This window comes from Helicobacter pylori (genome assembly GCF_001653455.1).
GTDB classification, from domain to species: Bacteria; Campylobacterota; Campylobacteria; order Campylobacterales; family Helicobacteraceae; genus Helicobacter; species Helicobacter pylori_A.
Genome location: NZ_CP011486.1, coordinates 1,436,060 through 1,461,344 on the forward strand (window position 1 = coordinate 1,436,060; position 25,285 = coordinate 1,461,344).

Below are 25,285 nucleotides of genomic sequence, written 5' to 3' on the forward strand. Positions count from 1 at the left end.
TTCATCAAGTTCCTTTTAAAAAAAGCTTAAAAATTTCTTAAACACTTCTTTAGGATCGTATGTGTCGCACACCTTGCACCCATACATGCCAATCAAGATCACAAGCCAGCTCACATACACCCAGCTCATCAAAAACCATAAAATAGAAACGCTCCCATAAAGCTCATGGTAAGTGCGGTTATACAACACATAATAAGTGAAAGCCCACTTTAACACATGCCAAGAGATGCTCGTAAAAAACACCCACAAAAACACCCAAAAATAATGCTTAAACACCTTATTCGTGGGAATGGTAAAAAGGATTAAAAAAAACGCGTAAGTGCCTATCCATCTTAAAACATGCAACAGGCTTGAATCTTTATCTTCAAAAAATACTTGGATCTTAATGTCAAAAAACACCACCAAAGGCAAAGCGAATAAAAACACTAAAGTCGTGCCAAACCCCCAAAACAAAAAGATTTCTTTGCCCTTACAATGCACATAATCCCTAGGCTTTGCGTCAAAAATTTTTGATGCAATGGAGCGGTAGTTTTCACAAAACAACACCAACGCCACCACAATAGAAACCTCTTCAAGCGTGCCTAAGGCCATGTCCGTTTTTTTAAAGTTTTCTAAAAAATCCTTGATCGCGCCAATGAGTTTAGGAGCGTTAGGGAAAATCAAGGCTTCCATTTCACCGCTGTGCGCTTGCATGTAATGAGACACAAAAAGACTAAACACAAACAACAAAATGGGCGATAAGGACAAAATCGTATAAAAACTCAAGCTTGAAGCGTAGTAAAACAACTCGCTTAACCCTAAAAAGGCGTTTTGTAAGCGCGTGGGGAAAATCATCTTAAAAAGGAAAAAAATCCCCCTAACGCTTTTAAAAAGTTCTCTCATTAATGACAGCTTGTCGCCATTTTCAAGCCATAAGAGAGCAGTTTTTCTATATCTTTTTTAGGGGCTTTGCCCTTGGTGGTCAAATAATCCCCTAACACCACCGCATTGATGCCGTATTCAAAAAGCTTGGCTTCTTGTTCATCGTTATCTTTAAACACCACCTCACGCCCCCCAGCCACCATAAGCCTAGCGTTAGGCAAAAACTCTTTGGCTAAAAGCACGCATTCTAGGGCTTCATCTGCACTTAAAGTTTCTGCATCAACGGGCAATACCGGGTTTTTAATGAAAAAATTAATCGGCGTGGTGTGCGGGGAGAGCGAAGCTAGTGCCCTAAGCATTTCAATCCGATCTTCCCAGCTCTCATTAAGCCCAAAAATCCCCCCACTGCACAGCCCCAAGCCTGCTCTTAAAGCGTTTTCGCATGTGATAAACCTTTCTTCCCATGTGTGCGTGGAGCAAATTTTAGGGAAGAAATTTTGCGAAGTTTCTAAATTGTGGTTATAGCTATGAATGCCTGCGTCTCTTAAAAACTCTAATTGGTCTAAATCCGCGCGCCCGCAGCATGCGATTAAATGCAAGCCTAATTCTTCTTGGTTGATGGCTTTAGCTAATTTAGCGATGTATTCGCATTTTTCATCGTCTAATTCGCGCCCTGAAGTAACCAAACAAAACCCTAAAGCCCCTAATTCCCTTAACGCTCTAGCCTCTTGCAAAACCACTTTTTCCTCTTTAAATTTATAGCGCTTGATCGCTCCTTGATGGTGCGAACTTTGCGTGCAATAAGCGCAATCTTCCCTGCAATCCCCACTGCGCACATTAGAAATGGAGCATAAAAAAATCTCTTGCATAATAATCCTTTGTTCTAAAAAAGTTGGTTTTTTTGGACTGATTATAGCAAAGAAAAAGAAGCGCTTTTAAATCTAAAGGCTCTATTTTCATTAAATCTTAAAACTAAAACTTTATTTGATTTTAAATTTAAGCGCAAGCTCGCACCCCTAAAACTAATTTTAAAACTTTACGCTATAATTTCCCCACTTTTTCATTAAGGGATTTGATGCAAGACCATTCGTTTAAAGTTACCCCCCCCCCCCCCAATCAGCCATAAAAGATCACGCGCTAAGTAACGCGCCTAATCATAAAGAAATAGAGCTACCCACCCACATCACAAGCAATTTAAAACAAGAGCTTAGAGATTATCAAAAGCAAGCGATATATAATTATTTAGAAAGACGAAAATCCAACCCAACTCAAAAGCATTTCATGTTTGAAATGGCGACCGGTAGCGGTAAGACTTTAGTGATGGCGGGTTTGATTTTAGAATGCTGCAAACAAGGCTATCAAAACTTTATCTTTTTTGTAAACAGCACCAGCATTTTAGAAAAAACGAAATTGAATTTTACAGACAGCGCCTCATCAAAATACCTTTTTAGTGAAAACATCAGTATCAATATCAATGATGAAAACACAGAAAGTGAAAACATAGAAATTAAAAGCATCAATAATTTAAACGAGAGCCACAATAACGCTATCAATATCTATTTTAGCACCATTCAAGGCTTGTTTTCATTATTCACTAAGGCTAAAGAAAACGCTATCACCATAGAGGATTTAAAAGATCAAAAATTAGTTTTTTTAGCGGATGAAGCGCACCATTTAAACACAGAAACCAAAAAGAAATTGAATGATAGCGAGTTTAGTGAAAAACGCAATTGGGAAAGCGTCGTGAAATTAGCCCTAGAACAAAACAAAGACAATTTATTGCTGGAATTTAGCGCCACTATCCCTAAAGAAAAAAGCGTTAAAGAAAAATATGAAAACTTAAAGGTGGTAACTTACCCCTTAAAAGAATTTAGCGAAGATAAATTTTGCAAAAACATCTACTCCCTTTCTTATGAAAATAAAGCCTTAGAAACGCGCTTTTTAGGGGTATGCATTTCAAGTTTATACAAAGAATTACTAGCCCAACACCACAATATTGAACATTTTAAACCATGCATTTTGTTTAAAAGCGAAAGGATTGAAGAGAGTAAAGACAATCAAAAGCGTTTCAACGCCTTTTTAGAAAATCTAAGCCCTTTAGATTTGGAAGATTTTTTCAAATACAGCCATAACGCTTTTTTTAAAGACGCTAAAAACTTTTTTGATGGAAAAAACCACACCCCTAACCTTGCCGCATTCTTGCAAAATAAATTCAAAGAAAGCGTTCAGATCAACACCAATAACGAAAAAGAATTAGAAAAGAGCATGCTTTTATTGAACTCCCTAGAAGACAGAGATAACCCTAAAAGAGTGATTTTTAGCGTGGACAAGCTCAATGAGGGTTGGGATGTGTTGAATTTGTTTGACATTGTTAGGCTTAAAAATAAAGCGAATCAAAAAGACACCATTAAAGACGCCCAACTCATAGGGCGAGGAGCTAGGTATTACCCCTTTAGTTATAACGATTTCAAGCCAAATTACATAGAGTTTTACCAACGCAAATTTGATCTTGCCAATCCCTTAAGCGCGTTAGAGAGGTTAGACTACCATGCCATTTATGACAGCGAGTTTATCGCTCAATTAAACAAAAAGTTACGAGAGTCAGGTTTAGAAGGATTTGTGGATGAAAAACAGACTATCCCTTCTATCCCCTTAACGCCCACCAAGCGTTTCAAATGCTACTATGCGAGCAACAAAAGAGAAAAAAATAAAAACTTATTTAATAAAGACTATACAGACCCCATTGAAGCCAAACTCACAAGTTTGCATGTCCCCTTATTTGGTTCTGGCGTGCGTGAAAAAAAGGTGGATTTTAAAGAAGAAGATAAAAGCGATAAAACTTATTTTATACCCCACACCTTAGACAAAATCCCCCTAAACTATTTTTTAAAAGCCCTGAATTTAAAAAAACTGGATTTTAAAAGGCTTAAAAAGGCTTTTAAAAAGCATGCCTTCAACAATAAAGTGGGATTTATAGAGCAATATATTTCGCCATTAAAAACAAACTTCCATAAAAGCCAAAAGTTTGATAACAACGAAACGCTTTTAAAACTCGCTGCGTATATCATTAAAAACCTAAAAGACACGCTTTTTAAAGAGCAAGATAAATACGATGTGAGCGCACTAGAATTAAAAGAATTTGAAACGCGCAACAAAAGCCTTAGCGCTAGCGAATTGGAAAAAAACACTTATGAATGGCTGCTTTTTAAGGACATGCGAAAATTAGACAGCGATTTAGAAAGGAGGTTTTTAGGTTTTATCAACGACCATAAAGAGGTTTTAGACGAGAAATTCAAAGAGTGGTGCGTTTTAAGGAACGATCATTTCGCTGAATTAAAAGTTTTTTGCAATATAGAAAACAGCCCCTTTTACGCGCAAGGTTTTGAGCCGGATTTTATCCTTTTCGCTCAAACGCATGAAGATGAATTTTTAGGATTCACTTGTTACATGGAAGTTAAGGGCGAGCATTTAGAGCATTTTAACGCTTGGAAAGAAGAATTTTTAGAAATGCTAGAAAACGCCACGCTTAAAAGCCACAACAAAAAGCTCCATTTAAAAGGCTTACCCTTTTTCACGCTCCATAATAGCGTAGTAAAAGAAAAATTTACAACCGCTTTCAATCAAATTTTTAAGGACCAAGAATGTTAAAAACCCTACTAGACACTTTAATCAATCATTTCACTAAAGAACGCTTAGAAACCTTAATCATAGAGCATGATGAAAGGCTTTTAATTTTCATGCTTGAGAATGAAAACGCTAACGGCTATAAAAACGCTTTTTTTAAAAATATCGCTAACTCGCTCGTGTTTAATGAAAAGGCGTTATTAGAATGTTTAGAAACGAAAAAATTAGAAAACTCTTTCACACGATTTAAAAATCAAATAGGCTTATTTTCGCAAGGACACCCTATCAAATCCAGCGAATTAGTCGTCTTGAATTTCCCCTTTAAAGACAATGTTTTACTGGGCAACGCTAAAGACAACAACACCAAATCTAACGAGCTTTTTTACCATGAAATATTGCATAAAAACAAAATTGACACGCTTTTACAAAAAAAAGTGTTGTGCCGTTTTGAAATGCATGGGCAAGGTGATTTAGAAAACGCTTTAAAAGATGAAAACACGAACTACCTTATCAAAGGCAACAACTTGATCGCCCTTCATTCTTTAAAAAAGAAATTCGCTAAAAAAGTGAAATGCATCTACATTGACCCCCCTTATAATACCGGTAACGACAGCTTTAATTACAACGATAATTTTAACCACAGCTCATGGCTAGTGTTTATGAAAAACAGGCTTGAAGCGGCTAGGGAGTTTTTAAGCGATGATGGCGTGATTTTTGTGCAATGCGACGACAACGAACAGGCTTATTTAAAAGTTTTAATGGATGAGATTTTTGGGAGAGAGAATTTTATTGCTTGTTTTGTGTGGGAAAAGACAAGTAATAGCCTATCAAGAATACGCATAAAAACAGAGTATATTTTGTGCTATGAACAAACTAAATTTGGGCTTATTTTCAATGGAGATATGGCTGAAGAAGGACAAGATTTTCCTATTTTAAATGAAGTAAATGTAAAGAGAACTTTACAATTTCCACCAAATTCCATATATTTTAAAACTTTTAAGGGAGTGATTAAGCCTACAAAATTTAATAAAATGGAATTAATTGATGATTTAAGAATAGTAAATAAAACAAATGCAAACATGGTAAGAATTAACGCCAAATTTAAATGGACACAAGACAAGCTGGATTACGAAATAAAAGAAGGCACAACTTTTGTGATAAAAAGCGATGAGTTTTCTATGAGATATATTAGAAAAGGCGATAGGGAAGTAAAGGCAAGCAATGTTTTTAACGCAGAATGTGGGGTTACCACAAATATAAAAGCTACAAGTGAAATAAAAGTCCTTTTTGCAAATTCAAATACCGATTTATTTTCAACCCCCAAACCCGAAGCCCTAATTTCAAGAATTTTAGAAATAGCCACCCAAGAAAACGATCTCGTGTGTGATTTTTTTGCCGGGAGCGGGACGACTTGCGCGGTGGCGCACAAAATGAAACGCCGCTACATTGGCATCGAGCAAATGGACTATATAGAAACTATCACTAAAGAAAGGTTGAAAAAAGTCATAGAGGGAGAGCAAGGGGGCATTTCTAAAAAATGCGGTTTTAAAGGGGGCGGGAGTTTTGTCTATGCTGAATTAAAAGAAGTGAATTTAGAGATTAAAAAACAAATCCTTAACGCTAAAAGCGCGAGCGAATGCTTAAAAATCTTTAACGATTTAAATAAGCGCATTTTAAAACGCGCCGATTGTGAGACTGATCGCATTAATAGCGAAGAGTTCCAAAATCTAGATTTAAAAGAGCAACAAGAGATTTGTTGCAAGCTTTTAGATTCTAACGAAGACTATTTAAACCTGGGCGATATTGACGAAGATACATGGGAGATAGATGATAGCACTAAAAAATACAATGAAATTTTTTATAGTTAAGCCTTTAATATTTCTTAGCGTTGTTAAGATACTTGGGCAATTCGTTTAGCTCAGTGTTTTTATTGTTTTTAAAAACCACTTGTTTTTCAATTCGCTCATATTCTTTGCAATCCTTTCTCATCTCGTTTAAGGGATACTTTTGATTGTCGTTAGGGATGTAAAAACATTCGCTTTTAGCGTTATCGTAGCTATCCGTTAGGCTTGTATCATAATGGTACCAAAAGCCGCTAGGGATAGCGATGTTTTTAGAGCTAAAGGTTTTATAACCTTGTTTGATGATGGTGAGTTCTTCAACTAAAACTTGATGGTATTTTCTAGCCAAATTGCGCCCCTCTTTTTCCACCAATAAAACAGAATGCCTGTTAGTGTTTTTGGCTTCAGGGGTGATATTAGTCATTCTGTAAGTCTCTCTTAAAGGGTTAGACGCAAAATCAAAAGAAGCGTCGTTCGCCACAAAATGCCCTCTGTCAAAACCGCTTTTTGTGTAGTCTTTTGTCGTGGCTTGCTGATACTCGGCTAATCGTGTGTCCGTTTTAAACTCGTAGCGTTTTTCAATATTGTTTTTATCCACCAAATCCCCAAACAACACGCTCACGCCATAAATAGGGTTTTTTAACTCGCTAGAATAACACACCGAATAGAAATTATTTTTTAAGACTTTGCAATCAATGTCAGTGAGCATGCCATTAGCGTTATAGATTTTAGTGGGATTAGCGCCATTGACTTGCGTTTTGATTTCATTAAGCTTTTTAGTGGTGTAGCTGTTGATAGCTTTAGAAAAATTATCCAGCATGCCCGCTTGGAGCCAACTCATAGCGATCAGGCTATAGAGCAAGTTTTTAAAGATTTTCATGTTTCACTCCTTTTTGATAGCGTGAATATTACAACAATATTTTCAATAGTTGATTTTTTGATTTTTTCTATTTTGTGGCGGTTTGTTGAGAATGGACGCCTACTGCGATTAAGAAGCGGCTATCCTTATTGAAACAAAGTTAAAAAATTAAACTTTTACATGAACTCCTGGAGTTTATTCGCTTGCGCCATCCATTCTGCAAGGCTTTCATAGTCGTTATTTTCTATCCAAGTCTTAGCTTGCGCGATTTCTTTTTCGCATTTTTGGATCGCTTCTAAGACATTGTCTCGGTTTTGTTTGAAAATATCCTTCCACATTAAAGGCGAGCTTTTAGACAAACGGCTCATATCCCTAAAGCCCCCACCCGCTAAAGATAGAATCATCTCTGGGTCGTTTTGCTTTAAAACGCTATTGGCTAACGCATAGCTCAAAACATGGGGCAAATGGCTGATATAAGCCACATGGGTGTCATGCTCGTTGGATTTCATCTTAATCAAGTGCGCTTTAATGCCTAAAAAGATTTCTTTAGCGATTTCTACTTGCTCAATCCCTGAATCTTCTAAATCGCACAATATCACCAAAGCGTTTTCATACAGCCCTTTGACGCTCGCTTTAGGGCCATAAAACTCTGTCCCGCACATGGGGTGCGCGGCGATGAAATTTTGACGGATGCTTTTAGGGATATTGCGAATGATTTGCACTTTAGCACCCCCTAAATCAATGATTGTTGCGCTTTTTTTGATAGGAGTCATTTTTTTCAAACATTCAATGATACCCTCAACCGGAATGGCCAAAAAAATCACATCGCATTCTAAAATCTTTTCAAATTCCACGCATTCATCTACAAGCCCCAAAGTCAAAGCCAATTTAGCATGCAAAGCGTTATGATCATAGCCTATAACGCTTTTAAAACGCCCCCATTCTTGTAAGGCTAGCCCTAAACTGCCCCCCATAAGCCCTAAACCAATAATGCCTGCTTTCATGCCAAATTCTAAAGTAAGGTTTTTTCCAACACTTCAGCGATGTTTTTCACCGCAACGATGTTTAAATTCTCTCGCACTTCAGTAGGGATCTCATCTAAATCCCTTTCGTAATTTTTAACAGGAATGAGGGCGGTTTTAATGCCAGCTTTAAAAGCAGCGATCAATTTTTCTTTCAAACCCCCTATGGGTAAAACTTCCCCGCTCAAAGTCAATTCGCCCGTCATTGCCACATCGCTTCTTGTGGCTTTGTCGCACAAAATGCTTGCAATCACGCTCGCCATAGCGATCCCAGCGCTTGGCCCGTCTTTAGGCGTAGCCCCCTCAGGGACATGCAAATGCAAATCGTAAGCGTTATAAACCTTTAGCGCTTTTTTCTTTTTCTTGCCCTCTGTGTCGGGCTCGCTAGGGATTTTGGGGGCTTTTAATTTTTCTTCATCTAACAAGACTTTAACGACAGAAAAAGCGATGAGAGCGGATTCTTTCATCACATCGCCTAAACTCCCGGTGAGTTTCAATTCCCCCTTGCCCCTGATTTTAAGCGCTTCAATTTTAAGCACATCACCGCCTACTGGCGTCCATGCCAAGCCATTGACAATACCGATTTTATTTTCTTTATCTATGGGGTCAATTTCAAACACCATGCGCTCTAAATACTCTTTAAGGTTATTGGGCGTGATAGAGATGCAAAAATCTTTATTTTCATCTCTTTTTTCGTTTCCCTTACTTTCGTCTTTTTGATCTTCGTCTTTTTTATTCTCGTTTCTTTTGGTTCGCCCTTTTTTGTGTTCGTTGCTTTCTAGGTATTGTAAAGCCACCTTGCGCATAATCGTTGCGATTTGTCTTCGTAAATCCCTAACGCCCGCTTCTCTGGTGTATTTTTCAATAATGAGTTTCAAACACTCATGGCTAATATTGACTTCACTAGGTTTTAAGGCGTGCTTTTCTAATTCTTGGGGGATGAGGTAGTTTTTAGCGATTTCTTCTTTTTCGCTAGGCGTGTAGCTGGACACGCTGATAAATTCCATTCTGTCTCTTAAAGGGGCCGGAATCCTATCCACATTGTTAGCAGTGGCGATAAAAATCACTTGCGACAAATCAATGCTGAAATTCGCATAATGATCCCTAAAGGCAACATTTTGTTCAGGATCTAAAATCTCTAACAAAGCGCTCGCTGGATCACCCCTAACGCTCCTATCCACTTTATCAATTTCATCTAAAACCATGACCGGGTTCATTTTTTTAGCTTCAATAAGCCCTTGGACAATGCGCCCAGGCATTGAGCCTATATAAGTGCGTCTGTGGCCTCTCAATTCATTCACATCTTCTAAACCCCCTAAAGCGATCCGAACCAAGGGGCGCTCTATCGCTTTAGCGATGGAATTGGCTAAGCTTGTTTTACCCACGCCAGGAGGCCCATAAAAACATAAAATCGTGCCTTTAGCTTTGTCCTTTTTTTCTGGTTTTTTCTTGTGGCGCATTTCTAAAAGCTGCATGGTGGCAAAGTATTCCACAATGCGCTCTTTAGGCCTTTTTAAGGAATAATGATCGTTGTCTAGTTGATCTTTGACATGCTTAATGTCAAGCGCTTTTTTTTCATATTGCCCAAAAGGCACATCTAGCATGGTTTCAATATAATTTTGTAAAGTCGCGCTATCAGAGCTGTCCGCATGAGTTCGGCTCAATCGGTCAATTTGCTTTTTAATCTCTTTAAACGCTTCTTCTTTTAAAAAAGGCTTGATGCTTTCTAATTTTTGGTAGTATTGGTTTAAATCTTCATCTCGTTGTTTGTCTGTGCCAAGCTCTTTTTGGATTTGCTTGAGCTGCTCTTTTAAGAAATATTCCTTATTGACTTGCTCCATTTTTTGATGGACTTTGGATTTGATTTCTTTTTGGAGTTTTTGGGTTTTAGTCTCTTCTATGACAATATCAATCAAATCCAATAAGCGCTGTTCGGTGTTGTTGTTGGCAAAAAGAGAATAGGCTTGATCTTTTTTCAAGTGCAAAGCCGCTGCGATTAAATCAGCGATGCGGTTAGGATCGTCATTATCTTCTAAAGCTTTGATGAGATCCGGGGGGAAAAGCGAGCTGACATTGGCTAGAGTGATCACTTTTTCTTTCAACACTTCCACGATCGCTTGAATGTTTTCTTTATCGTATTCTAAATATTCAATAGGGCTTATTTGGGCTTCCAAAAAGCCTTGTTCGTTTTCCTTAGCAGGCTCTAAAATACGCCCTTTAGCGATACCATTAAAAAGCAATTTCACGCGCCCGTTAGGCATGTTGGCTTCACGCATGACAGAGCCAATCACCCCCACATCATAATAAGGGGCTTCGTTGTCGTTCAATTTGTCTTTTTGGCATGCAATAAAGACTAACGATTTGTTGTTTTTAGCGTAAGTTACCGCCTTGATGCTCGCGTTATTTTGCAAGAAAATAGGGGCTATCATAAAGGGGTATAAAAAAGTGTCTTCTTCTACCAATAAAGGCAGAGTTTTAGGAAAATCTTCAGTCATTTTTCATCTCTCTGTTATAATTTGTATGGTTTGAAATATCCTACCAATCAAAAATTAACACATACCAAGGCATGTGCGATGGCTTAGGCTTAGTCTCTTTTTCTAAAGTTTCATCTATCCTTTCTAAATAGCGTTTCACGCCCTCAGGTTTATGGCGTTTTTTATAAACATTCGCGATCGCGCGATTGAGCTCATTTTGCCCTAAAATGAATTTGATTTGCATGTATTCCACATAGGGGCGGTAACGGCTGTTAGGGTATTTTTCTATAAATTCGCCCAAACTCACAATGGAATTAGAGATAAATTCCTGGTCTTTAGAATGGTTTTTAAAAGCGTAATAATGCGATTGCAGTTTCAAAAAGGTCAAATAATCCACATTGTCTTTCGTCCCAAAACGCTTGATGTATTCATCAAAATAAAAAGACGCTAAGACATATTCTTTCTTTTTCATGTGCGCTTGCCCTAAGGCTAGCATGGCTTCTGGGACAAGGGGGGAGTTGATGTGTTCGCTTTGTAAGGAAGAATAGTAATTGTCCGCTGTTTCTAAATTAGCAAAAAGGATTTCTCTCAAAATCCCTTGATACCAAAAGATCGCCGGTTTGTTGTATTCATCTTTTTTTTTCTTTTTGTTCGCGCAACCCGTACCGATAACAAGAATTGCCATTGTGATCAAGAAAAATGTTTTAAAATGTTTTAAATGCATGCCACCTGTCTTGTAAAAATCAAATTTTTTAAAAATAACTTTCATTGTATTCAAATTTATTTTTTCTTCGCTTTCTTAATCCCGTTGTATATTTTAAAGACCATTTCTCCAATCATACACACCGCACCAAAAATGCACCACCCATCGCTATAATTAGACTTACTAGAATTATTTTTCTTAATTTGTGGTTTTATTTTACTCATCTCATCGCTCCTTGTTTTATTTTATAATGGTTTGGTTAAACTTTTATCATCGTTAAGTCTTTGAGATTATACCCAAAACTAGCAAAAATTGATTTTACCAAAATTGTTTGATATAATACAGCGTTTTAATTTAGAAAACATTGAACGCTGGTTTTAAGGCGGTCTCTATTCTTTAAGGAGAAGATTTTGTGCTTTTTTAAAGGGAATGCAATCGCCTATGATTTTTGATGTGAAAGCGCCTATTTTAGGGTTTGAAACCATTCATAAAATGCGTTTGCAAAAGATTGATGAAATCTTTTTACGCTTGAATAGTGCAGAAGAAAATTCTGTCGTGTCTTTCACGCTGGTCAATCCCTTCGCTCTAAGAAAATACGAGTTTGAAGTGCCTACCCCCTTAAAAATCCTTTTAGAATTAGAGGGAGCCAAGAGCGTGTTAGTCGCTAATATCATGGTCGTTCAAACCCCCATTGAGCTTTCTACGGTGAATTATCTAGCCCCTTTAATTTTCAATTTTGACAAGCAGCTCATGGGGCAAGTGGTTTTGGATTCTAACAAATACCCACACTATCATTTAAGGGAAAATATTTTAAGCCACACGCATGAATGATGCATGAAAATACAAATAATGTTTAAAAAGCTATTTTAAACTTATTTTTAACGCATGGATGGTTTTTGCAAAAGACAAGCGAGCGGTTTCTTATGGTATAATAGCGGTTATTTTTTAGAATAACCAACGCTAAAAATGGCGCTTTAGTCTAATTCAAAACAAGGAGTTTATTTTTATGGAACAAAACCATCAAAACTTACAATCCCCATTTTTTATAGAACACATCTTACAAATTCTACCGCACCGCTATCCCATGCTCTTAATAGATAGAGTCGTGGAGTTAGAGGCCAATCAAAAAATTGTCGCTTATAAGAATATCACTTTCAATGAAGACGTGTTTAACGGGCATTTCCCTAATAAGCCCATTTTCCCAGGCGTTTTAATCGTAGAGGGCATGGCGCAAACGGGAGGGTTTTTGGCTTTCACTAGCTTGTGGGGGTTTGACCCTGAAATAGCCAAAACAAAAATCGTGTATTTCATGACCATTGATAAGGTTAAATTCCGCATTCCGGTAACCCCGGGCGATAGATTAGAATACCATTTGGAAGTTTTAAAGCATAAGGGCATGATCTGGCAAGTGGGCGGCACGGCTCAAGTGGATGGCAAGGTGGTCGCTGAAGCTGAATTGAAAGCCATGATCGCAGAGAGAGAATAAAATGAGTAAGATTGCAAAAACAGCCATCATTTCTCCTAAGGCTGAGATCAATAAGGGCGTAGAAATTGGGGAATTTTGCGTGATTGGGGATGGCGTCAAACTGGATGAAGGCGTGAAACTCCATAATAATGTAACCTTACAAGGGCATACTTTCATTGGGAAAAACACCGAAATTTTCCCTTTTGCGGTTTTAGGCACACCACCTCAAGATTTAAAATACAAAGGCGAATACAGCGAATTGATTATTGGAGAAGACAATCTTATCCGTGAATTTTGCATGATAAACCCTGGCACTGAAGGGGGGATTAAAAAAACCATTATTGGGGATAAAAACCTGCTCATGGCGTATGTGCATGTCGCGCATGATTGCGTGATTGGCAATCGTTGTATTTTGGCTAACGGCGTAACTTTAGCAGGGCATATTGAAATAGGCGATTATGTCAATATCGGCGGTCTTACCGCAATCCATCAATTTGTGCGCATCGCTAAAGGGTGCATGATAGCCGGTAAAAGCGCTTTAGGCAAAGATGTGCCTCCTTATTGCACTGTAGAGGGCAATCGCGCTTTTATTAGGGGGTTGAACCGCCACAGGATGCGCCAATTATTAGAGAGTAAGGATATTGATTTCATCCATGCACTTTATAAAAGGCTGTTTCGCCCCGTCCCCTCTTTAAGAGAGAGCGCTAAATTAGAGTTAGAAGAACATGCCAATAACCCTATTGTAGAAGAAATTTGCTCTTTTATTTTAGCGAGTTCTAGGGGCGTGGCGTATAAGTCAAGCGAATATTCTAGCGAAGAAAAACAAGAGGATTAAAATGAACGAAACGCTTTATTGCAGTTTTTGCAAAAAACCAGAATCCAGAGATCCCAAAAAACGCCGCATTGTCTTTGCGAGCAATTTGAATAAAGACGTGTGCGTGTGCGAATATTGCATTGATGTGATGCATGGGGAATTGCATAAATACGACAGAACGGATTCTTTATTAGCGCTCAAAAGAGACCGATTAAGGAGAATGGAATCCAGCGCTTATGAAGAAGAGTTTTTGCTCTCCCGCATTCCAGCCCCTAAAGAGCTTAAGGCGGTTTTGGATAATTATGTGATAGGGCAAGAGCAGGCCAAAAAGGTTTTCTCGGTAGCCGTGTATAATCATTACAAGCGCTTATCTTTTAAAGAAAAGCTCAAAAAACAAGACAACCAAGACAGCAATATGGAATTAGAGCATTTAGAAGAAGTGGAGTTGAGCAAGTCTAATATCTTATTGATTGGGCCTACAGGATCAGGAAAGACTTTAATGGCGCAAACTTTAGCCAAGCATTTGGATATTCCTATCGCCATTAGCGATGCGACTAGCCTAACTGAAGCGGGTTATGTGGGCGAAGATGTGGAAAATATCCTTACAAGGTTGTTGCAAGCGAGCGATTGGAATGTCCAAAAAGCCCAAAAAGGCATTGTGTTTATTGATGAGATTGATAAAATCAGCCGCTTGTCAGAAAACCGCTCCATCACTAGAGACGTTTCTGGCGAGGGCGTGCAGCAAGCGTTGTTGAAAATCGTTGAAGGTTCTTTAGTGAATATCCCTCCCAAAGGCGGCAGAAAGCACCCTGAAGGCAATTTCATTCAAATTGACACGAGCGATATTTTATTCATTTGTGCCGGAGCGTTTGACGGGTTAGCTGAAATCATTAAAAAACGCACCACGCAAAATGTGTTGGGCTTCACCCAAGAAAAGATGAGCAAAAAAGAGCAAGAAGCGATCTTGCATTTAGTCCAAACCCATGACTTAGTAACCTATGGGCTTATCCCTGAGCTTATTGGCCGCTTGCCCGTTTTAAGCACGCTAGATAGCATCAGTTTAGAAGCGATGGTGGATATTTTGCAAAAACCTAAAAACGCGCTCATCAAGCAATACCAACAACTTTTCAAAATGGATGAAGTGGATTTGATTTTTGAAGAAGAAGCCATTAAAGAAATCGCTCAACTCGCATTAGAAAGAAAAACCGGGGCTAGGGGCTTAAGGGCGATCATTGAAGATTTTTGTTTGGATATTATGTTTGATTTACCCAAGCTTAAGGGATCGGAAGTGCGTATCACTAAAGATTGTGTTTTAAAACAGGCTGAACCTTTGATCATCGCTAAAACGCATTCTAAAATCCTTCCTTAAGGGATACGCTTATAAATTTAATAATAAAGGATTAGAAAGAGCATGATTTTTAGCAAATTAATCGGTCTGTTTTCGCATGATATTGCCATAGATTTAGGCACGGCTAACACGATCGTGTTGGTTAAAGGGCATGGCATTATTATCAATGAGCCTTCTATTGTAGCGGTGCGCATGGGATTGTTTGATTCTAAAGCTTATGATATTTTGGCAGTGGGGAGCGAGGCTAAAGAAATGCTAGGTAAAACCCCTAACAGCATCAGAGCGATCCGCCCCATGAAAGATGGCGTGATCGCTGATTATGACATTACCGCTAAAATGATCCGCTACTTCATTGAAAAAGCGCACAAACGAAAGACATGGATTCGCCCGCGCATCATGGTGTGCGTGCCTTATGGGTTGACAAGCGTGGAAAGGAATGCGGTTAAAGAGAGCGCTTTGAGCGCGGGGGCTAGAGAAGTCTTTTTGATTGAAGAGCCTATGGCAGCCGCGATCGGGGCAGGCTTGCCGGTCAAAGAGCCTCAAGGGAGTTTGATTGTAGATATAGGCGGAGGCACGACTGAAATTGGCGTGATTAGTTTGGGGGGGTTGGTGCTTTCTAAAAGCATTAGAGTGGCCGGGGATAAATTGGATCAAAGCATCGTGGAATACATCCGTAAAAAATTCAATTTATTGATAGGCGAGCGCACCGGCGAAGAGATTAAGATTGAAATCGGTTGCGCGGTCAAACTAGATCCACCCCTAACGATGGAAGTGTCAGGGAGGGATCAAGTGAGCGGGTTGTTGCACACGATTGAATTGAGCTCTGATGATGTGTTTGAAGCCATTAAAGATCAGATAAGAGAAATCTCTAGCGCTTTAAGGAGCGTGCTTGAAGAAGTGAAGCCGGATTTAGCCAGAGATATTGTGCAAAATGGCGTGGTGCTTACCGGCGGTGGGGCTTTGATTAAAGGATTAGACAAGTATTTAAGCGATATGGTTAAACTCCCTGTGTATGTGGGCGAAGAGCCTTTATTGGCGGTAGCCAAAGGCACAGGCGAAGCTATACAAGATTTGGATTTACTCAGCCGTGTGGGTTTTAGTGAATAATGCATGCGCTTTTATTTCAAATTCCTTTGGCTTTTAGGGATTTTTCTTATTTTTTATTTTTTAGACATTAAAGGCAGCTCTTCTTATATCAGCGACAGAGTTAAAAACGCCTTGATGAGCGCGAAAAACAGCTTATCAGATAACATTCAAGCGTATTTTTTTCAAGCCAAAAACATTAAAGAATTTCAAAAAGAACGCCTGGTTTTAGAAGCTTTAAAACTAGAAAACGCCGACTTGAAAGAGCGCTTAAATAGCGTGTATCCTTTAGAAAGTAAAGAGCCAAAAATGACTTATACCCCCACTTTTATGACTTCCTTTATCAGTTTGGAAGACACGCACAGCGTTTCTCTCAACCCTATTATCAATTTAGAAGAAAATAAGATTTATGGCCTTGTTTCTAACAATCAAGCCATAGGCATTGCGGTGCTAGAAAAAGGGCGTTTGAACGGGTTTTTGAACGCCCACAAGCGGTGCGCTTATAGCGTGATGGTAGGTAAAAATCAAGCGTTAGGTTTTATAGGGACGAATTTCAGGCAAGAGTTAGTCGTGGAGTTTATTGTCCCAAGCGCTGAAATCAATATAGGCGATCAAGTGCTAACAAGCGGGCTGGATGGGATTTTTGGAGCGGGGGTGTTTGTGGGCGAAGTTTTAAGTATTGAAGATCATTACACTTATAAAAGCGCGGTGTTGAAAAACGCTTTTTTAAGCAACGCTAAACTTTTAAGGCATGTGTTTTTGAGCGATGTGAAAAACTAGCACGGATAAAGGGGCAAATAAGCGCGTTTTTAACCCCTTTCAATTAAAGCTAATTTAAATTTTTAAGGTTAGAAAAAAATCTTTTAATTCCCTTTTTTGGATCCAGTAATCCCTATAACCCTCCGGTGGCACTTTATTGCTATTGTTATAAAATTTTAAAACCACTTTGATTTTGAAATGGGGATTATCTTTAGGGTTAAAAATCTTATCTTTAAAAAGTTTGTTATACCAATCTGCCTTACCCTCGTAAGCAGTGTATTCGATCCCTTTAGGGTCAATGAAGCAAATGATCTGCGTGTCGCCTTTTTGCAACCAAAAGATGAAATCAGGGAAAAATTTCCTTTCTGTAGCGCAGTTGTCTATATAAGGGATAAACAAATTGTCTAAATGTTCATCAATCTTACTGAACGCCCAAAAATCGTAGTTTTTTTGCAGCGTTTCTATCGTTTCAGTTTCTTGCAACTCTTTTAAAAAATCAATTTCGCTTTCTACTTTAACGACATGCTTAAGCCAGTCGCAGTTTTTGGCTTTAATGAGTGGGGTGTAGTAATGCTCTTTGAATTTTAACAGCTCTGCACCATCAAGTTTAAAAGCCTTATCTTGTTTGTGCTTGTCTGTATCATAAGGATCAATCTCGCCTTGCACGATTTTTATTCTTAAAGTTTCTTTGTCCAAAGGTGCATACTCTTTCACTTCTTGGATGGTTTTAACTAACGCTTCCTTTTTATCCGCCTTAACTTTAATCCTTTTAAAATGCACGATTTTTTCATTATCTAGGGCGTTAAATTCGTCTTTAGGCACTTTTTGATTAGGGTAGAGCTTGCCTTTAATTTCAGAAATCATGTAATCCAAATCCTTATAATGCCAGTTTAATTCTATCTTAAAGTGCTTTTTTTGTATCATGTCTTTTAACAGTGCGTAATCTTTAGGGTCATAAAATTCATGCTTTAAAATAAAATGTTTTTCGCTCATAAGATTAAAATACTCTTTTAAATCCTTAAAATTTTTTTCGCTCATTTTAAACGAAGTGCTTTTATCAAGTTTAAGAGCGTTGGTTTGTTCTTTCCGGTAGCAAGGCACGAATAAGGCGTGGTTTATGCGCGTTTTGTCTAATTTAATCTCACGCCAAGAACCTCTCTCGCTCCTATTGTCATTCTCTTTTTGGATCTTTAAAATCGTTTCAAGGCTTGCATGGTTAGTGGGTATGATAAAAAGCGTTTCTAACATTGCAGCGTTTGGTTTCAAGTCGTTTTTAATGGCTTCATCTATGTCTAAATACGCTAACCTTTGGCGTTGGTTTTTGACGCTTTCAATCCTCACGCCCCTACCAAAAGATTGTTGCACCAACTTTTTAGCCTCATCAAGCCCTATATTTAAAAATAAAATCACGCTAGGCCTTGTGCTATCCCAGCCGGTATCAAAAGAGCGAGACCCCACTAAAATATTGATACTGCTCTTATCAATCTGGCTGAAATAACTCTCTTCTTTATAGCTCAAATTCTTACTCACCACTTTCACGCTCTTTAATTTCTCATGAATCCATTCTGTAATATCGCCTATTTTAATCAAGCAAAAGACTTTGTCGCTAGTGTTGAGCTTGAAAGCGATTTCTTGCTTGTTGTTAGGGTTAATGATGACTTCAATACGCCCATTACTAGCATAAAAAATTTCTTCTTTTAGGCCTTTAAAATCCATATCGCTTAAACCCTCTTTAAAAATCTTAATTTTATAGTCTTTATCTTTGTCACCGCTAAAAAGAAATTCCGGATCCTCTAATTCCTCTAATAAATCGTCTTTAGCCTTTAAAAAATCGCTCTCATCGTCATTTTCAATCACGCGCACTAAAGTTTTGAAAAACATTTCCGCATCGCTGTTTTCCACATTCACAGAATGCGTGAACACGAGCATTAAAGGGTCATGAAAATAGCCTTCTGTTTTATAGCGTTTTTGCATGCCTAAAAGCAATAACCCCTTTAAAAGTGCGATTTCTTTTTCCCTATCGTTTAAATCTTTTAATTCCCTAAAAGAATTCAAGTTGTTTTTCTTCAATAAAATAGATTCTTTACCATAGCCAAGCTTCACCCACTCGCCCACGCTCAAATTATACACCGAAGTGATGAGATCGCTCTCTTCGGTGAAAGTGGCACTGAAATTGAATAAAAACCCCCTTTGAGACAGCAGACTAAAAATGGCTTGCCTTTTGCTCTCAGCCTTACTCCCCTTATGCGCTTCATCTAAAATCACATAATTTTCCCCATTATCCCAACGATCCTTATAGTTTAAAAGGTTTTCCTTGCTTTCTTCATCGCTCATTAAATCCGCGCGGTAATAAAAAAGAGCGATTTTTTTCATTCCTTTAAAACAATTGTTTGAAGCGTGATAAAAATCCTCATTCTCAACGCTTTTAAGGTTTTTGAAATCAATTTGTTTGGAATAGTCCTTACCCCGGTTGTATTTTTCAATTTCTTTTTCAAATTGTTTGATCAAATGCTCATTGGCGCTAAAAAACATGATATTTTTCTTAGGGATCAAACCCATTTCCATAGCCACGCCTAAAAGCTCTACAAGCTTGATAATGACAATCGTTTTACCGCTCCCTGTAGCCATGTAAAAAGCTAAGCGGTTGATAAAGTTTTCAAACTTCACGCAACCATTTTCCACTTTAAAAGAGTTTCTTAACAAATCGTTGAGTTTCTTTTTAGTGAAATCGCAGTTAGCGAACGAGTAATGCCTTTGATAAAAAGCGTAAAATTCTTTTTTATTTTCTTTAAAATCTTTAAAATAAGCGGTAAGCATTCTAAAAGCGTTGATCAAAGCTTGTTGTTGGTAATCTAAAAGCTCTTTATTACTATCAAAGCTTTTAAAGTCCAGCATTTCTAACGGATCGTTAATCTCGTTAATATTCAATTCCTCTTCAGCGAGTTTTTGAGCGACAAAAATTTCATTATTCCTTACTTCTTGTTTTTTCTTTGCCATTATTTTTCCTTACCAAATGAGCGCTTCTTTTAAGGCTTTTAAAATCTCTACTTCTTTATCATTCCCTTTAAATTTCACCACTTTTTCATTGAAAAACTCCACTCCAACGCCGTGTAAATTTTCTAAAGTTTCTTTAATATCCACGCCCATTTTTTCTAGTGCTTCTATATTGAGCGTGTAAGATTCGTTCTTACGCTCCACTAAATCGCTGTATTGTTCATCATACGCTAGGGGTTTGTCATTGTCTTCATACTTGATTTTTCTTAAAATCTCTTCATAGCTTTCCAATTCATAAACTTTGATTGCCCCACCTCCATTAAATCCTTTAAGCGCGCCGCTTTTAAAACCGCCTATAACCTTTTTAAGACGAGGCAAAATCACGCGCTCAAAATGCTCCCCCATTTCAATACCGATATACTTCCTCTTCAACTTGTGTGCTACCGCGCAAGTCGTCCCGCTCCCAGCGAAAAAATCGCACACGATAGAGTTTTCGTTACTGCTCGCTTTGATTATCCTTTCTAGCAATTTTTCCGGTTTTTGGGTTAAATTTTCATCACTTTTTACCCTTTCGGTTGAAGTAGAACCGATGATAGCTATATTCCATAAAGTATCTACATAACGCTCATGAGATAATTCATAAATAACCTTACCATTTTCATCTCTTGCTCTCATATTTTTACCATCCCGCCCTTCTCGTTTGCTTAAAAGGACTGGCTCGCTTCTTGGCTCTTTTTGTCTATAGAAAATATATTCTTCACCTTTAGAATAATTTAAAATTGTTTCGGTATTTTTAGCAAAACTATTACCACTGTTTGCCATTTTATTAGAGTAATACCATATAATTTCATTCCTAAAATTTTCTTTACCAAAAATATCATTAAGTAGCATACGCCCCAAATAATTCGCATTGTTATCCAAATGTAAATAGAAGCTTCCTTGATGGCTTAAAAAATCATAAGCGAGTTGCAAGCGGTTATGCATAAGGCTTAGCCATGTGCTATCTTGAAACCTGTCTATGTAAGCAAAATCGCTACCGGTATTAAAGGGCGGATCAATATAAATGCAATCAATGGCTTCTTTATAGCGGTTTTTAAGGGAGTTTAGGGCTTGGTAGTTTTCGCTTTTAATGAGCGTGCCATTGATTTCATTTTCATTGAATAAGCTTTTAACCTCTTCTTCTAAATCTTTAAAATAGAGAGTGTCTAGGGGCAAAAACTCGTTTTCTAAAAGGTTGTCTGCGATCTCTAAATTCAAGTCTTGCCATTCTTTAACTTGTTTGGGGTAGTTTGGGTGGCTTGTGATTTTATTCAAATCGTAGTTTTTAGCTTTGAGTCTGTCTAGGCTTACGATGAAATGCGAGTTTAACACAAAGCGGGGTTTGTTCCAGATCTTACAGAGTTCGTTTTCAAATTCGCTCACTAACACAATCACTTCTAAAGCCACTTCTTTAATGGTGTTGATTTCATCAAGGCGTTCTTTAGTAAAAACGCTGATTTCTTTAAAAAGGTATTCAAACAGATACAAATCCAATTGCTCTTTTAAAAACCCTAGCGCGTTTTTATGGATGAAATAATCCATGCTGCCTTGCTTTTTGAATTTCACCAACGCTTTTTTTAAAATTTCTTCATCAAGTTTGACGCCTTGATTGGAGCATTCTTTGAGGATTTCATTCGTTTTTGTTTGAGTCCCCTTGCTGCTGAGCGTAACGCTAAAATTTAAGGTGTTAGTTTTTGTGTCTGTATCTTTTAAATCAAAGACTAACTCTACTTTTTCATTATATTTTTTGCTTTCTAGTGAAGAAGCGTCAAAATTAAAAAGAATACCCTCTAATTCAAAGCAAAAATCCTTATAAATCGTTTCGCTTTTCACGTAATAGAGATCTTTAGTTTTATAAAATAAAGCGGTGTCTTTTTTAAGGGAGCATTTTTCATAATCGCTTTTAGTGTAAAGGCTGTCATAAAGGGGCGTGTCGTTGAAATAAATCCCTCCATTAGCGCTGAAATAACGCTTGAAAAAGCTATAGAGTTTGTCAAACAATTCTTCTTTGAGATCGTTGTTGTCTTGGCATTTTGAATCAATGAGTTTTTTTAATTCTTGTTTTTTATGGTGGTAATACCGGCTTTTAGCCTTCATGAGGTTGATCATGCCATTTTTCATTGCTCTAGGGCTAGAATCTAAAAGGCTTTCTGGCTGGTCTTCAATCTTAACGCCTATGAAAAGGTTTTCTAAAACTTCATAAAATTTAGCTTCGTTTGTTTTCATTATCACGCTCCTTAAAATATGAAAGGGTATTATAACGATGATTATCTTATTAAAAGTTTAGCATCCATGTTGCAGAGCGTTAATCAGATTGGCTTATTGAATATTTTAGATTACCTTGACTGACTCATTTTTTTAAAATACCCCCATTTCATTGTAAAATTCTTTCATGTGAAATTTATTAAGTTTTTAATAAAAGGTAAAAATAAGATTGAATATCAATAAAGTGTTTTATCATAGCAGCACTAACATGCATGAAGCGCTAGATAATAGCGTGGATTTAATCATCACAAGCCCGCCTTATTTCAACATTAAAGATTACACGAAAAATGGCACACAAGATTTACAGCATTCAACCCAACATGTTGAAGATTTAGGGGCGTTGGAAAAATATGAAGATTACCTTTTAGGTCTTTTAAAAGTTTGGCATGAATGTTATAGGGCGCTAAAACCCAATGGTAAGCTATGCATTAATGTGCCTTTAATGCCTATGCTTAAAAAGGTTTTAAACACGCACTATAACCGCCATATTTTTGATTTGCATGCTGATATCCAACACTCTATTTTGCATGATTTAAACAACATGCTAGAAAACAAGCCTAAAATATTTTTATTAGATGTCTATATTTGGAAACGCACAAATCCTACTAAAAGATTGATGTTTGGGAGCTACCCTTATCCTAGAAATTTTTATGCACAAAATACTATAGAATTTATTGGCGTGTTTGTCAAAGACGGCAAGCCCAAACAACCCACAGAAGTGCAAAAAGAGCAAAGCCAATTGACTCAAGAGGAGTGGCTGGAATTTACCAAACAAATTTGGGAAATCCCAATCCCTAATAAAAACGATCTTGCTTTTGGTAAGCATGCGGCTTTAATGCCGGCTGAATTGGCAAGGCGTTTGATTAGATTGTATAGTTGCGTGGGCGATGTGGTGCTAGATCCATTTAGCGGGAGCGGGACAACCTTAAGAGAAGCAAAACTTTTGAAAAGGAATTTTATAGGTTATGAACTCTATGAAAATTATAAGCCCTTGATTGAGCAAAAATTAGGAAACTTGTTTGATTTTGAATAAGATTTATATAGAAGATGTTTTCACATTTTTAGACAAACTGGAAGATAAAAGCGTTGATTTAGCCATTATTGACCCTCCTTACAATCTCAAAATTGCTTCATGGGATAGTTTTAAAAATGACGAAGAATTTTTAACATTTTCTTACGCTTGGATTGATAAAATGCTGCCCAAAATCAAAGACATAGGGAGTTTTTATCTCTTTAATACCCCCTTTAATTGCGCTTTATTTTTAGCGTATTTATGTCAAAAAAAAGTGCATTTTTTAAACTTTATCACTTGGGTCAAAAAAGATGGGTTTGCTAACGCCAAAAAGCGTTATAACCACGCGCAAGAAAGCATTTTATTTTATAGCATGCATAAGAAAAATTACACTTTTAATGCCGATGAAGTTCGCATTGCTTATGAATCCACTGAACGCATCAAACACGCTCAAAGCAAAGGGATTTTAAAGAACAACAAACGCTGGTTCCCTAACCCTAAGGGCAAATTATGCCTTGATGTGTGGGAGATCACTTCACAAAGGCATGTTGAAAAAGAGAATGGCAAAATCCTTAAGCCCAAACACCCTAGCATTAAGCCCAAAATTCTCATTGAACGCATGATAAAGGCTAGCTCTAATGAAAACGATTTGATTTTAGACTTATTTAGCGGCAGTGGCATGACTAGCTTAGTAGCTAAAAGTTTGGGGCGTAATTTTATAGGGTGTGAAACCCATGCTGAATATGTGCATGAGAATTTGGAAATGTTTAGGCATAATGAATACAAATAAAAAGGATATTTAACATGCCAAAAATAGAAGAAATTTTGCAAGAAATCACACAGCTTGATCCTAGTAAAGAGTGTTTGAAATTTTTAGTTAATCGCATAAAAGCCCTGATTATAGGGGCTTGCACTTATCCCAACACAACCGTTACGATCAAAATAAAATTAAAATTATTATTCAAGCTATTTTTAATGAAGTGGGAGAGGATTTTTTACAAATTCGCACTACCGACATGAGCAAACGCCCTAGCAATATAGCAAGCGAAGAGGTTTATGCAAAAGTGGTAGATAATATCTGCAAGTCTGAAATAGCTCAAGATAATTTAGGAAAAAAGAATCAAGTAACCCAAGATAGTTTGAGGAAAAATCTTTTCGTAGATATGCATAGAATGGGGTTGATTGAACGCTACAATAAAAATAAAAAACTTATAGATCCCTATATTCAAAGCAATATCAAATATATTAATCTAACTCCCTTAGCCATAGAGTTTTTAAACGCGCAAGATTTGTTAAGAAAAAATTTTTGTTACACGCAAGCTTTAGAAAATCTTTTAAAAGGTTTTGGGGCAGAATGCAGAGAGGTAATGATAGAGCTTGATCATCATTATTTAGACATTGAAGAAATGATGTTTTTTGTTACATTTTTAAATATTGAAAATTTTACTAGAAATGAAATTATAGAGCATGTTAAAGAATATAGGAGTTTAAGCCGTATCCAAAAAGAAAAATTAAAAGAGTTAGTGCAAAATTATTGCAACCCTAATTGTTTTGGTGGGAACAAGTTAGATAAAAGAGATTATCATAATTGGAAAAATCAAGCCCAACAAATTTTTAGCTTGCTAGAACAAAGCGTGTTTTTTGAAACCAATAAAGAGAGGCTTATTTTAAAAACGCTTAATAGAGAATACAAACAAAACGATAAAAAGCTCAAACGCTCCATTAAAGAAAAAGCCCTGTATTTTGAAAAACATGGCGTAAAAAAAGAAAAAGGCTTTGAGTTGCACCATATTGTGCCTTTGTGTTTGGCTCGCTCTATAGAAGAATTTGATCTTTTGGATAAATGGGAAAATTTAATCTATATTGATGCTTTTAACCATGCAAAAATATCTCAAACGCAAAATAAACACATTTGTTTGTATTTTAAAAATTGCGATGTGATTTTATCTAAAGGCTTCAAAGAAGAACAAGAAAGCCTTTATTTGACTTACATTGAAAATGTATCATATAAACTTGATTTACAAAATACCATGCTGAAATACAATAAAGATTTATTGCATTCTAAAAACGGCTGATAAAATAAAGCGGTGTCTTTTTTAAGGGAGCGTTTTTCATCATCGCT

The 25,285-nt window shown here is 37.2% G+C and carries 19 protein-coding genes and 1 pseudogene; 11 read left to right on the top strand and 9 right to left on the bottom strand.

The window, feature by feature from the left end:
• Nucleotides 1-15 precede the first annotated feature (15 nt).
• The gene (locus AA977_RS06870) at nt 16-882 is read right to left on the bottom strand and encodes a YihY family inner membrane protein (RefSeq protein ID WP_064435075.1); all 867 of its coding nucleotides are present in this window, start codon (nt 880-882) and stop codon (nt 16-18) included.
• Entirely contained in the window at nt 882-1,730 is an 849-nt protein-coding gene (locus AA977_RS06875) for a biotin synthase (protein WP_064435076.1), read from the bottom strand. Before AA977_RS06875 ends, AA977_RS06870 begins: the two co-directional genes overlap by 1 nt.
• 253 nt (nt 1,731-1,983) lie before the next feature.
• On the opposite strand from AA977_RS06875, the gene AA977_RS06880 reads away from it, so the two are divergent.
• The gene (locus AA977_RS06880) at nt 1,984-4,509 is read left to right on the top strand and encodes a DEAD/DEAH box helicase family protein (RefSeq protein WP_080472382.1); all 2,526 of its coding nucleotides are present in this window, start codon (nt 1,984-1,986) and stop codon (nt 4,507-4,509) included.
• On the top strand, nt 4,503-6,353 hold the full coding sequence (locus AA977_RS06885; protein WP_064435078.1) for a site-specific DNA-methyltransferase: 1,851 nt from the start codon (nt 4,503-4,505) through the stop codon (nt 6,351-6,353). The genes AA977_RS06880 and AA977_RS06885 overlap by 7 nt, the downstream gene beginning before the upstream one ends.
• Before the next feature lie 4 nt (nt 6,354-6,357).
• Here AA977_RS06885 and AA977_RS06890 read toward each other — a convergent pair whose 3' ends face one another.
• The 5 genes from AA977_RS06890 to AA977_RS07980 all read right to left on the bottom strand — a co-directional run bounded on the left by AA977_RS06890 (nt 6,358) and on the right by AA977_RS07980 (nt 11,608).
• Nucleotides 6,358-7,206, bottom strand: a complete 849-nt coding sequence (locus AA977_RS06890; RefSeq protein WP_064435079.1) for a DNA/RNA non-specific endonuclease — start codon at nt 7,204-7,206, stop codon at nt 6,358-6,360.
• Nucleotides 7,207-7,361: 155 nt separating this feature from the next.
• Nucleotides 7,362-8,189 carry a prephenate dehydrogenase gene (locus AA977_RS06895; protein ID WP_064435080.1) on the bottom strand — a complete coding sequence of 276 codons (828 nt, stop codon included), beginning with the start codon at nt 8,187-8,189 and terminating at the stop codon, nt 7,362-7,364.
• 8 nt (nt 8,190-8,197) lie between these two features.
• Nucleotides 8,198-10,702 carry an endopeptidase La gene (lon, locus tag AA977_RS06900; protein ID WP_064435081.1) on the bottom strand — a complete coding sequence of 835 codons (2,505 nt, stop codon included), beginning with the start codon at nt 10,700-10,702 and terminating at the stop codon, nt 8,198-8,200.
• Between the two features lie 40 nt (nt 10,703-10,742).
• On the bottom strand, nt 10,743-11,405 hold the full coding sequence (locus AA977_RS06905) for an outer membrane protein assembly factor BamD (protein WP_033618215.1): 663 nt from the start codon (nt 11,403-11,405) through the stop codon (nt 10,743-10,745).
• 56 nt (nt 11,406-11,461) lie between these two features.
• Nucleotides 11,462-11,608, bottom strand: a complete 147-nt coding sequence (locus AA977_RS07980; protein WP_172796008.1) for a hypothetical protein — start codon at nt 11,606-11,608, stop codon at nt 11,462-11,464.
• Nucleotides 11,609-11,825: 217 nt separating this feature from the next.
• Between AA977_RS07980 and fliW the strand changes: the two genes are divergently transcribed.
• From fliW to mreC, 6 genes are all read left to right on the top strand, one after another.
• Entirely contained in the window at nt 11,826-12,215 is a 390-nt protein-coding gene (fliW, locus tag AA977_RS06910) for a flagellar assembly protein FliW (protein ID WP_033738485.1), read from the top strand.
• 175 nt (nt 12,216-12,390) lie between these two features.
• Complete coding sequence (gene fabZ / locus AA977_RS06915; protein ID WP_064435082.1) at nt 12,391-12,870, top strand: 3-hydroxyacyl-ACP dehydratase FabZ; 480 nt, start codon at nt 12,391-12,393, stop codon at nt 12,868-12,870.
• A 1-nt stretch (nt 12,871) separates the two neighbouring features.
• Complete coding sequence (gene lpxA / locus AA977_RS06920; RefSeq protein WP_064435083.1) at nt 12,872-13,684, top strand: acyl-ACP--UDP-N-acetylglucosamine O-acyltransferase; 813 nt, start codon at nt 12,872-12,874, stop codon at nt 13,682-13,684.
• 1 nt (nt 13,685) lies between these two features.
• Complete coding sequence (gene clpX / locus AA977_RS06925) at nt 13,686-15,032, top strand: ATP-dependent protease ATP-binding subunit ClpX (protein ID WP_020973115.1); 1,347 nt, start codon at nt 13,686-13,688, stop codon at nt 15,030-15,032.
• 42 nt (nt 15,033-15,074) lie between these two features.
• A complete protein-coding gene (locus tag AA977_RS06930) occupies nt 15,075-16,118 on the top strand; it encodes a rod shape-determining protein (RefSeq protein WP_064435084.1) in 1,044 nt (347 codons plus the stop codon).
• 3 nt (nt 16,119-16,121) lie between these two features.
• Nucleotides 16,122-16,874: a rod shape-determining protein MreC gene (gene mreC / locus AA977_RS06935; protein ID WP_064435085.1), complete on the top strand. Its 753-nt coding sequence runs from the start codon at nt 16,122-16,124 to the stop codon at nt 16,872-16,874.
• Nucleotides 16,875-16,928: 54 nt separating this feature from the next.
• Here the strand turns inward: mreC and AA977_RS06940 are convergent, their stop codons facing one another.
• Together AA977_RS06940 and AA977_RS06945 are read right to left on the bottom strand one after the other, a co-directional pair.
• Nucleotides 16,929-19,850, bottom strand: coding sequence for a DEAD/DEAH box helicase family protein (locus tag AA977_RS06940; protein ID WP_064435086.1), 2,922 nt, complete (start codon nt 19,848-19,850; stop codon nt 16,929-16,931).
• Nucleotides 19,851-19,859: 9 nt separating this feature from the next.
• The gene (locus AA977_RS06945) at nt 19,860-22,112 is read right to left on the bottom strand and encodes a site-specific DNA-methyltransferase (protein WP_064435087.1); all 2,253 of its coding nucleotides are present in this window, start codon (nt 22,110-22,112) and stop codon (nt 19,860-19,862) included.
• Between the two features lie 208 nt (nt 22,113-22,320).
• On the opposite strand from AA977_RS06945, the gene AA977_RS06950 reads away from it, so the two are divergent.
• The 3 genes and pseudogenes from AA977_RS06950 to AA977_RS06965 all read left to right on the top strand — a co-directional run bounded on the left by AA977_RS06950 (nt 22,321) and on the right by AA977_RS06965 (nt 25,238).
• Nucleotides 22,321-23,184 carry a DNA methyltransferase gene (locus tag AA977_RS06950; protein WP_064435088.1) on the top strand — a complete coding sequence of 288 codons (864 nt, stop codon included), beginning with the start codon at nt 22,321-22,323 and terminating at the stop codon, nt 23,182-23,184.
• Nucleotides 23,171-23,953 carry a DNA methyltransferase gene (locus AA977_RS06955; protein WP_064435089.1) on the top strand — a complete coding sequence of 261 codons (783 nt, stop codon included), beginning with the start codon at nt 23,171-23,173 and terminating at the stop codon, nt 23,951-23,953. The genes AA977_RS06950 and AA977_RS06955 overlap by 14 nt, the downstream gene beginning before the upstream one ends.
• 14 nt (nt 23,954-23,967) lie before the next feature.
• Nucleotides 23,968-25,238: pseudogene (locus AA977_RS06965) on the top strand (restriction endonuclease subunit R).
• The last annotated feature ends 47 nt before the right edge of the window (nt 25,239-25,285 follow it).

What these genes read in the sequence shown, in the direction of transcription:
- AA977_RS06870 (WP_064435075.1), bottom strand. Translation starts at nt 882, where the DNA reads ATGAGAGAACTTTTTAAAAGCGTTAGGGGGATTTTTTTCCTTTTTAAG.
- AA977_RS06875 (WP_064435076.1), bottom strand. Translation starts at nt 1,730, where the DNA reads ATGCAAGAGATTTTTTTATGCTCCATTTCTAATGTGCGCAGTGGGGAT.
- AA977_RS06885 (WP_064435078.1), top strand. Translation starts at nt 4,503, where the DNA reads ATGTTAAAAACCCTACTAGACACTTTAATCAATCATTTCACTAAAGAA.
- AA977_RS06890 (WP_064435079.1), bottom strand. Translation starts at nt 7,206, where the DNA reads ATGAAAATCTTTAAAAACTTGCTCTATAGCCTGATCGCTATGAGTTGG.
- AA977_RS06895 (WP_064435080.1), bottom strand. Translation starts at nt 8,189, where the DNA reads ATGAAAGCAGGCATTATTGGTTTAGGGCTTATGGGGGGCAGTTTAGGG.
- lon (WP_064435081.1), bottom strand. Translation starts at nt 10,702, where the DNA reads ATGACTGAAGATTTTCCTAAAACTCTGCCTTTATTGGTAGAAGAAGAC.
- AA977_RS06905 (WP_033618215.1), bottom strand. Translation starts at nt 11,405, where the DNA reads ATGCATTTAAAACATTTTAAAACATTTTTCTTGATCACAATGGCAATT.
- AA977_RS07980 (WP_172796008.1), bottom strand. Translation starts at nt 11,608, where the DNA reads ATGAGTAAAATAAAACCACAAATTAAGAAAAATAATTCTAGTAAGTCT.
- fliW (WP_033738485.1), top strand. Translation starts at nt 11,826, where the DNA reads ATGATTTTTGATGTGAAAGCGCCTATTTTAGGGTTTGAAACCATTCAT.
- fabZ (WP_064435082.1), top strand. Translation starts at nt 12,391, where the DNA reads ATGGAACAAAACCATCAAAACTTACAATCCCCATTTTTTATAGAACAC.
- lpxA (WP_064435083.1), top strand. Translation starts at nt 12,872, where the DNA reads ATGAGTAAGATTGCAAAAACAGCCATCATTTCTCCTAAGGCTGAGATC.
- clpX (WP_020973115.1), top strand. Translation starts at nt 13,686, where the DNA reads ATGAACGAAACGCTTTATTGCAGTTTTTGCAAAAAACCAGAATCCAGA.
- AA977_RS06930 (WP_064435084.1), top strand. Translation starts at nt 15,075, where the DNA reads ATGATTTTTAGCAAATTAATCGGTCTGTTTTCGCATGATATTGCCATA.
- mreC (WP_064435085.1), top strand. Translation starts at nt 16,122, where the DNA reads ATGCGCTTTTATTTCAAATTCCTTTGGCTTTTAGGGATTTTTCTTATT.
- AA977_RS06940 (WP_064435086.1), bottom strand. Translation starts at nt 19,850, where the DNA reads ATGGCAAAGAAAAAACAAGAAGTAAGGAATAATGAAATTTTTGTCGCT.
- AA977_RS06945 (WP_064435087.1), bottom strand. Translation starts at nt 22,112, where the DNA reads ATGAAAACAAACGAAGCTAAATTTTATGAAGTTTTAGAAAACCTTTTC.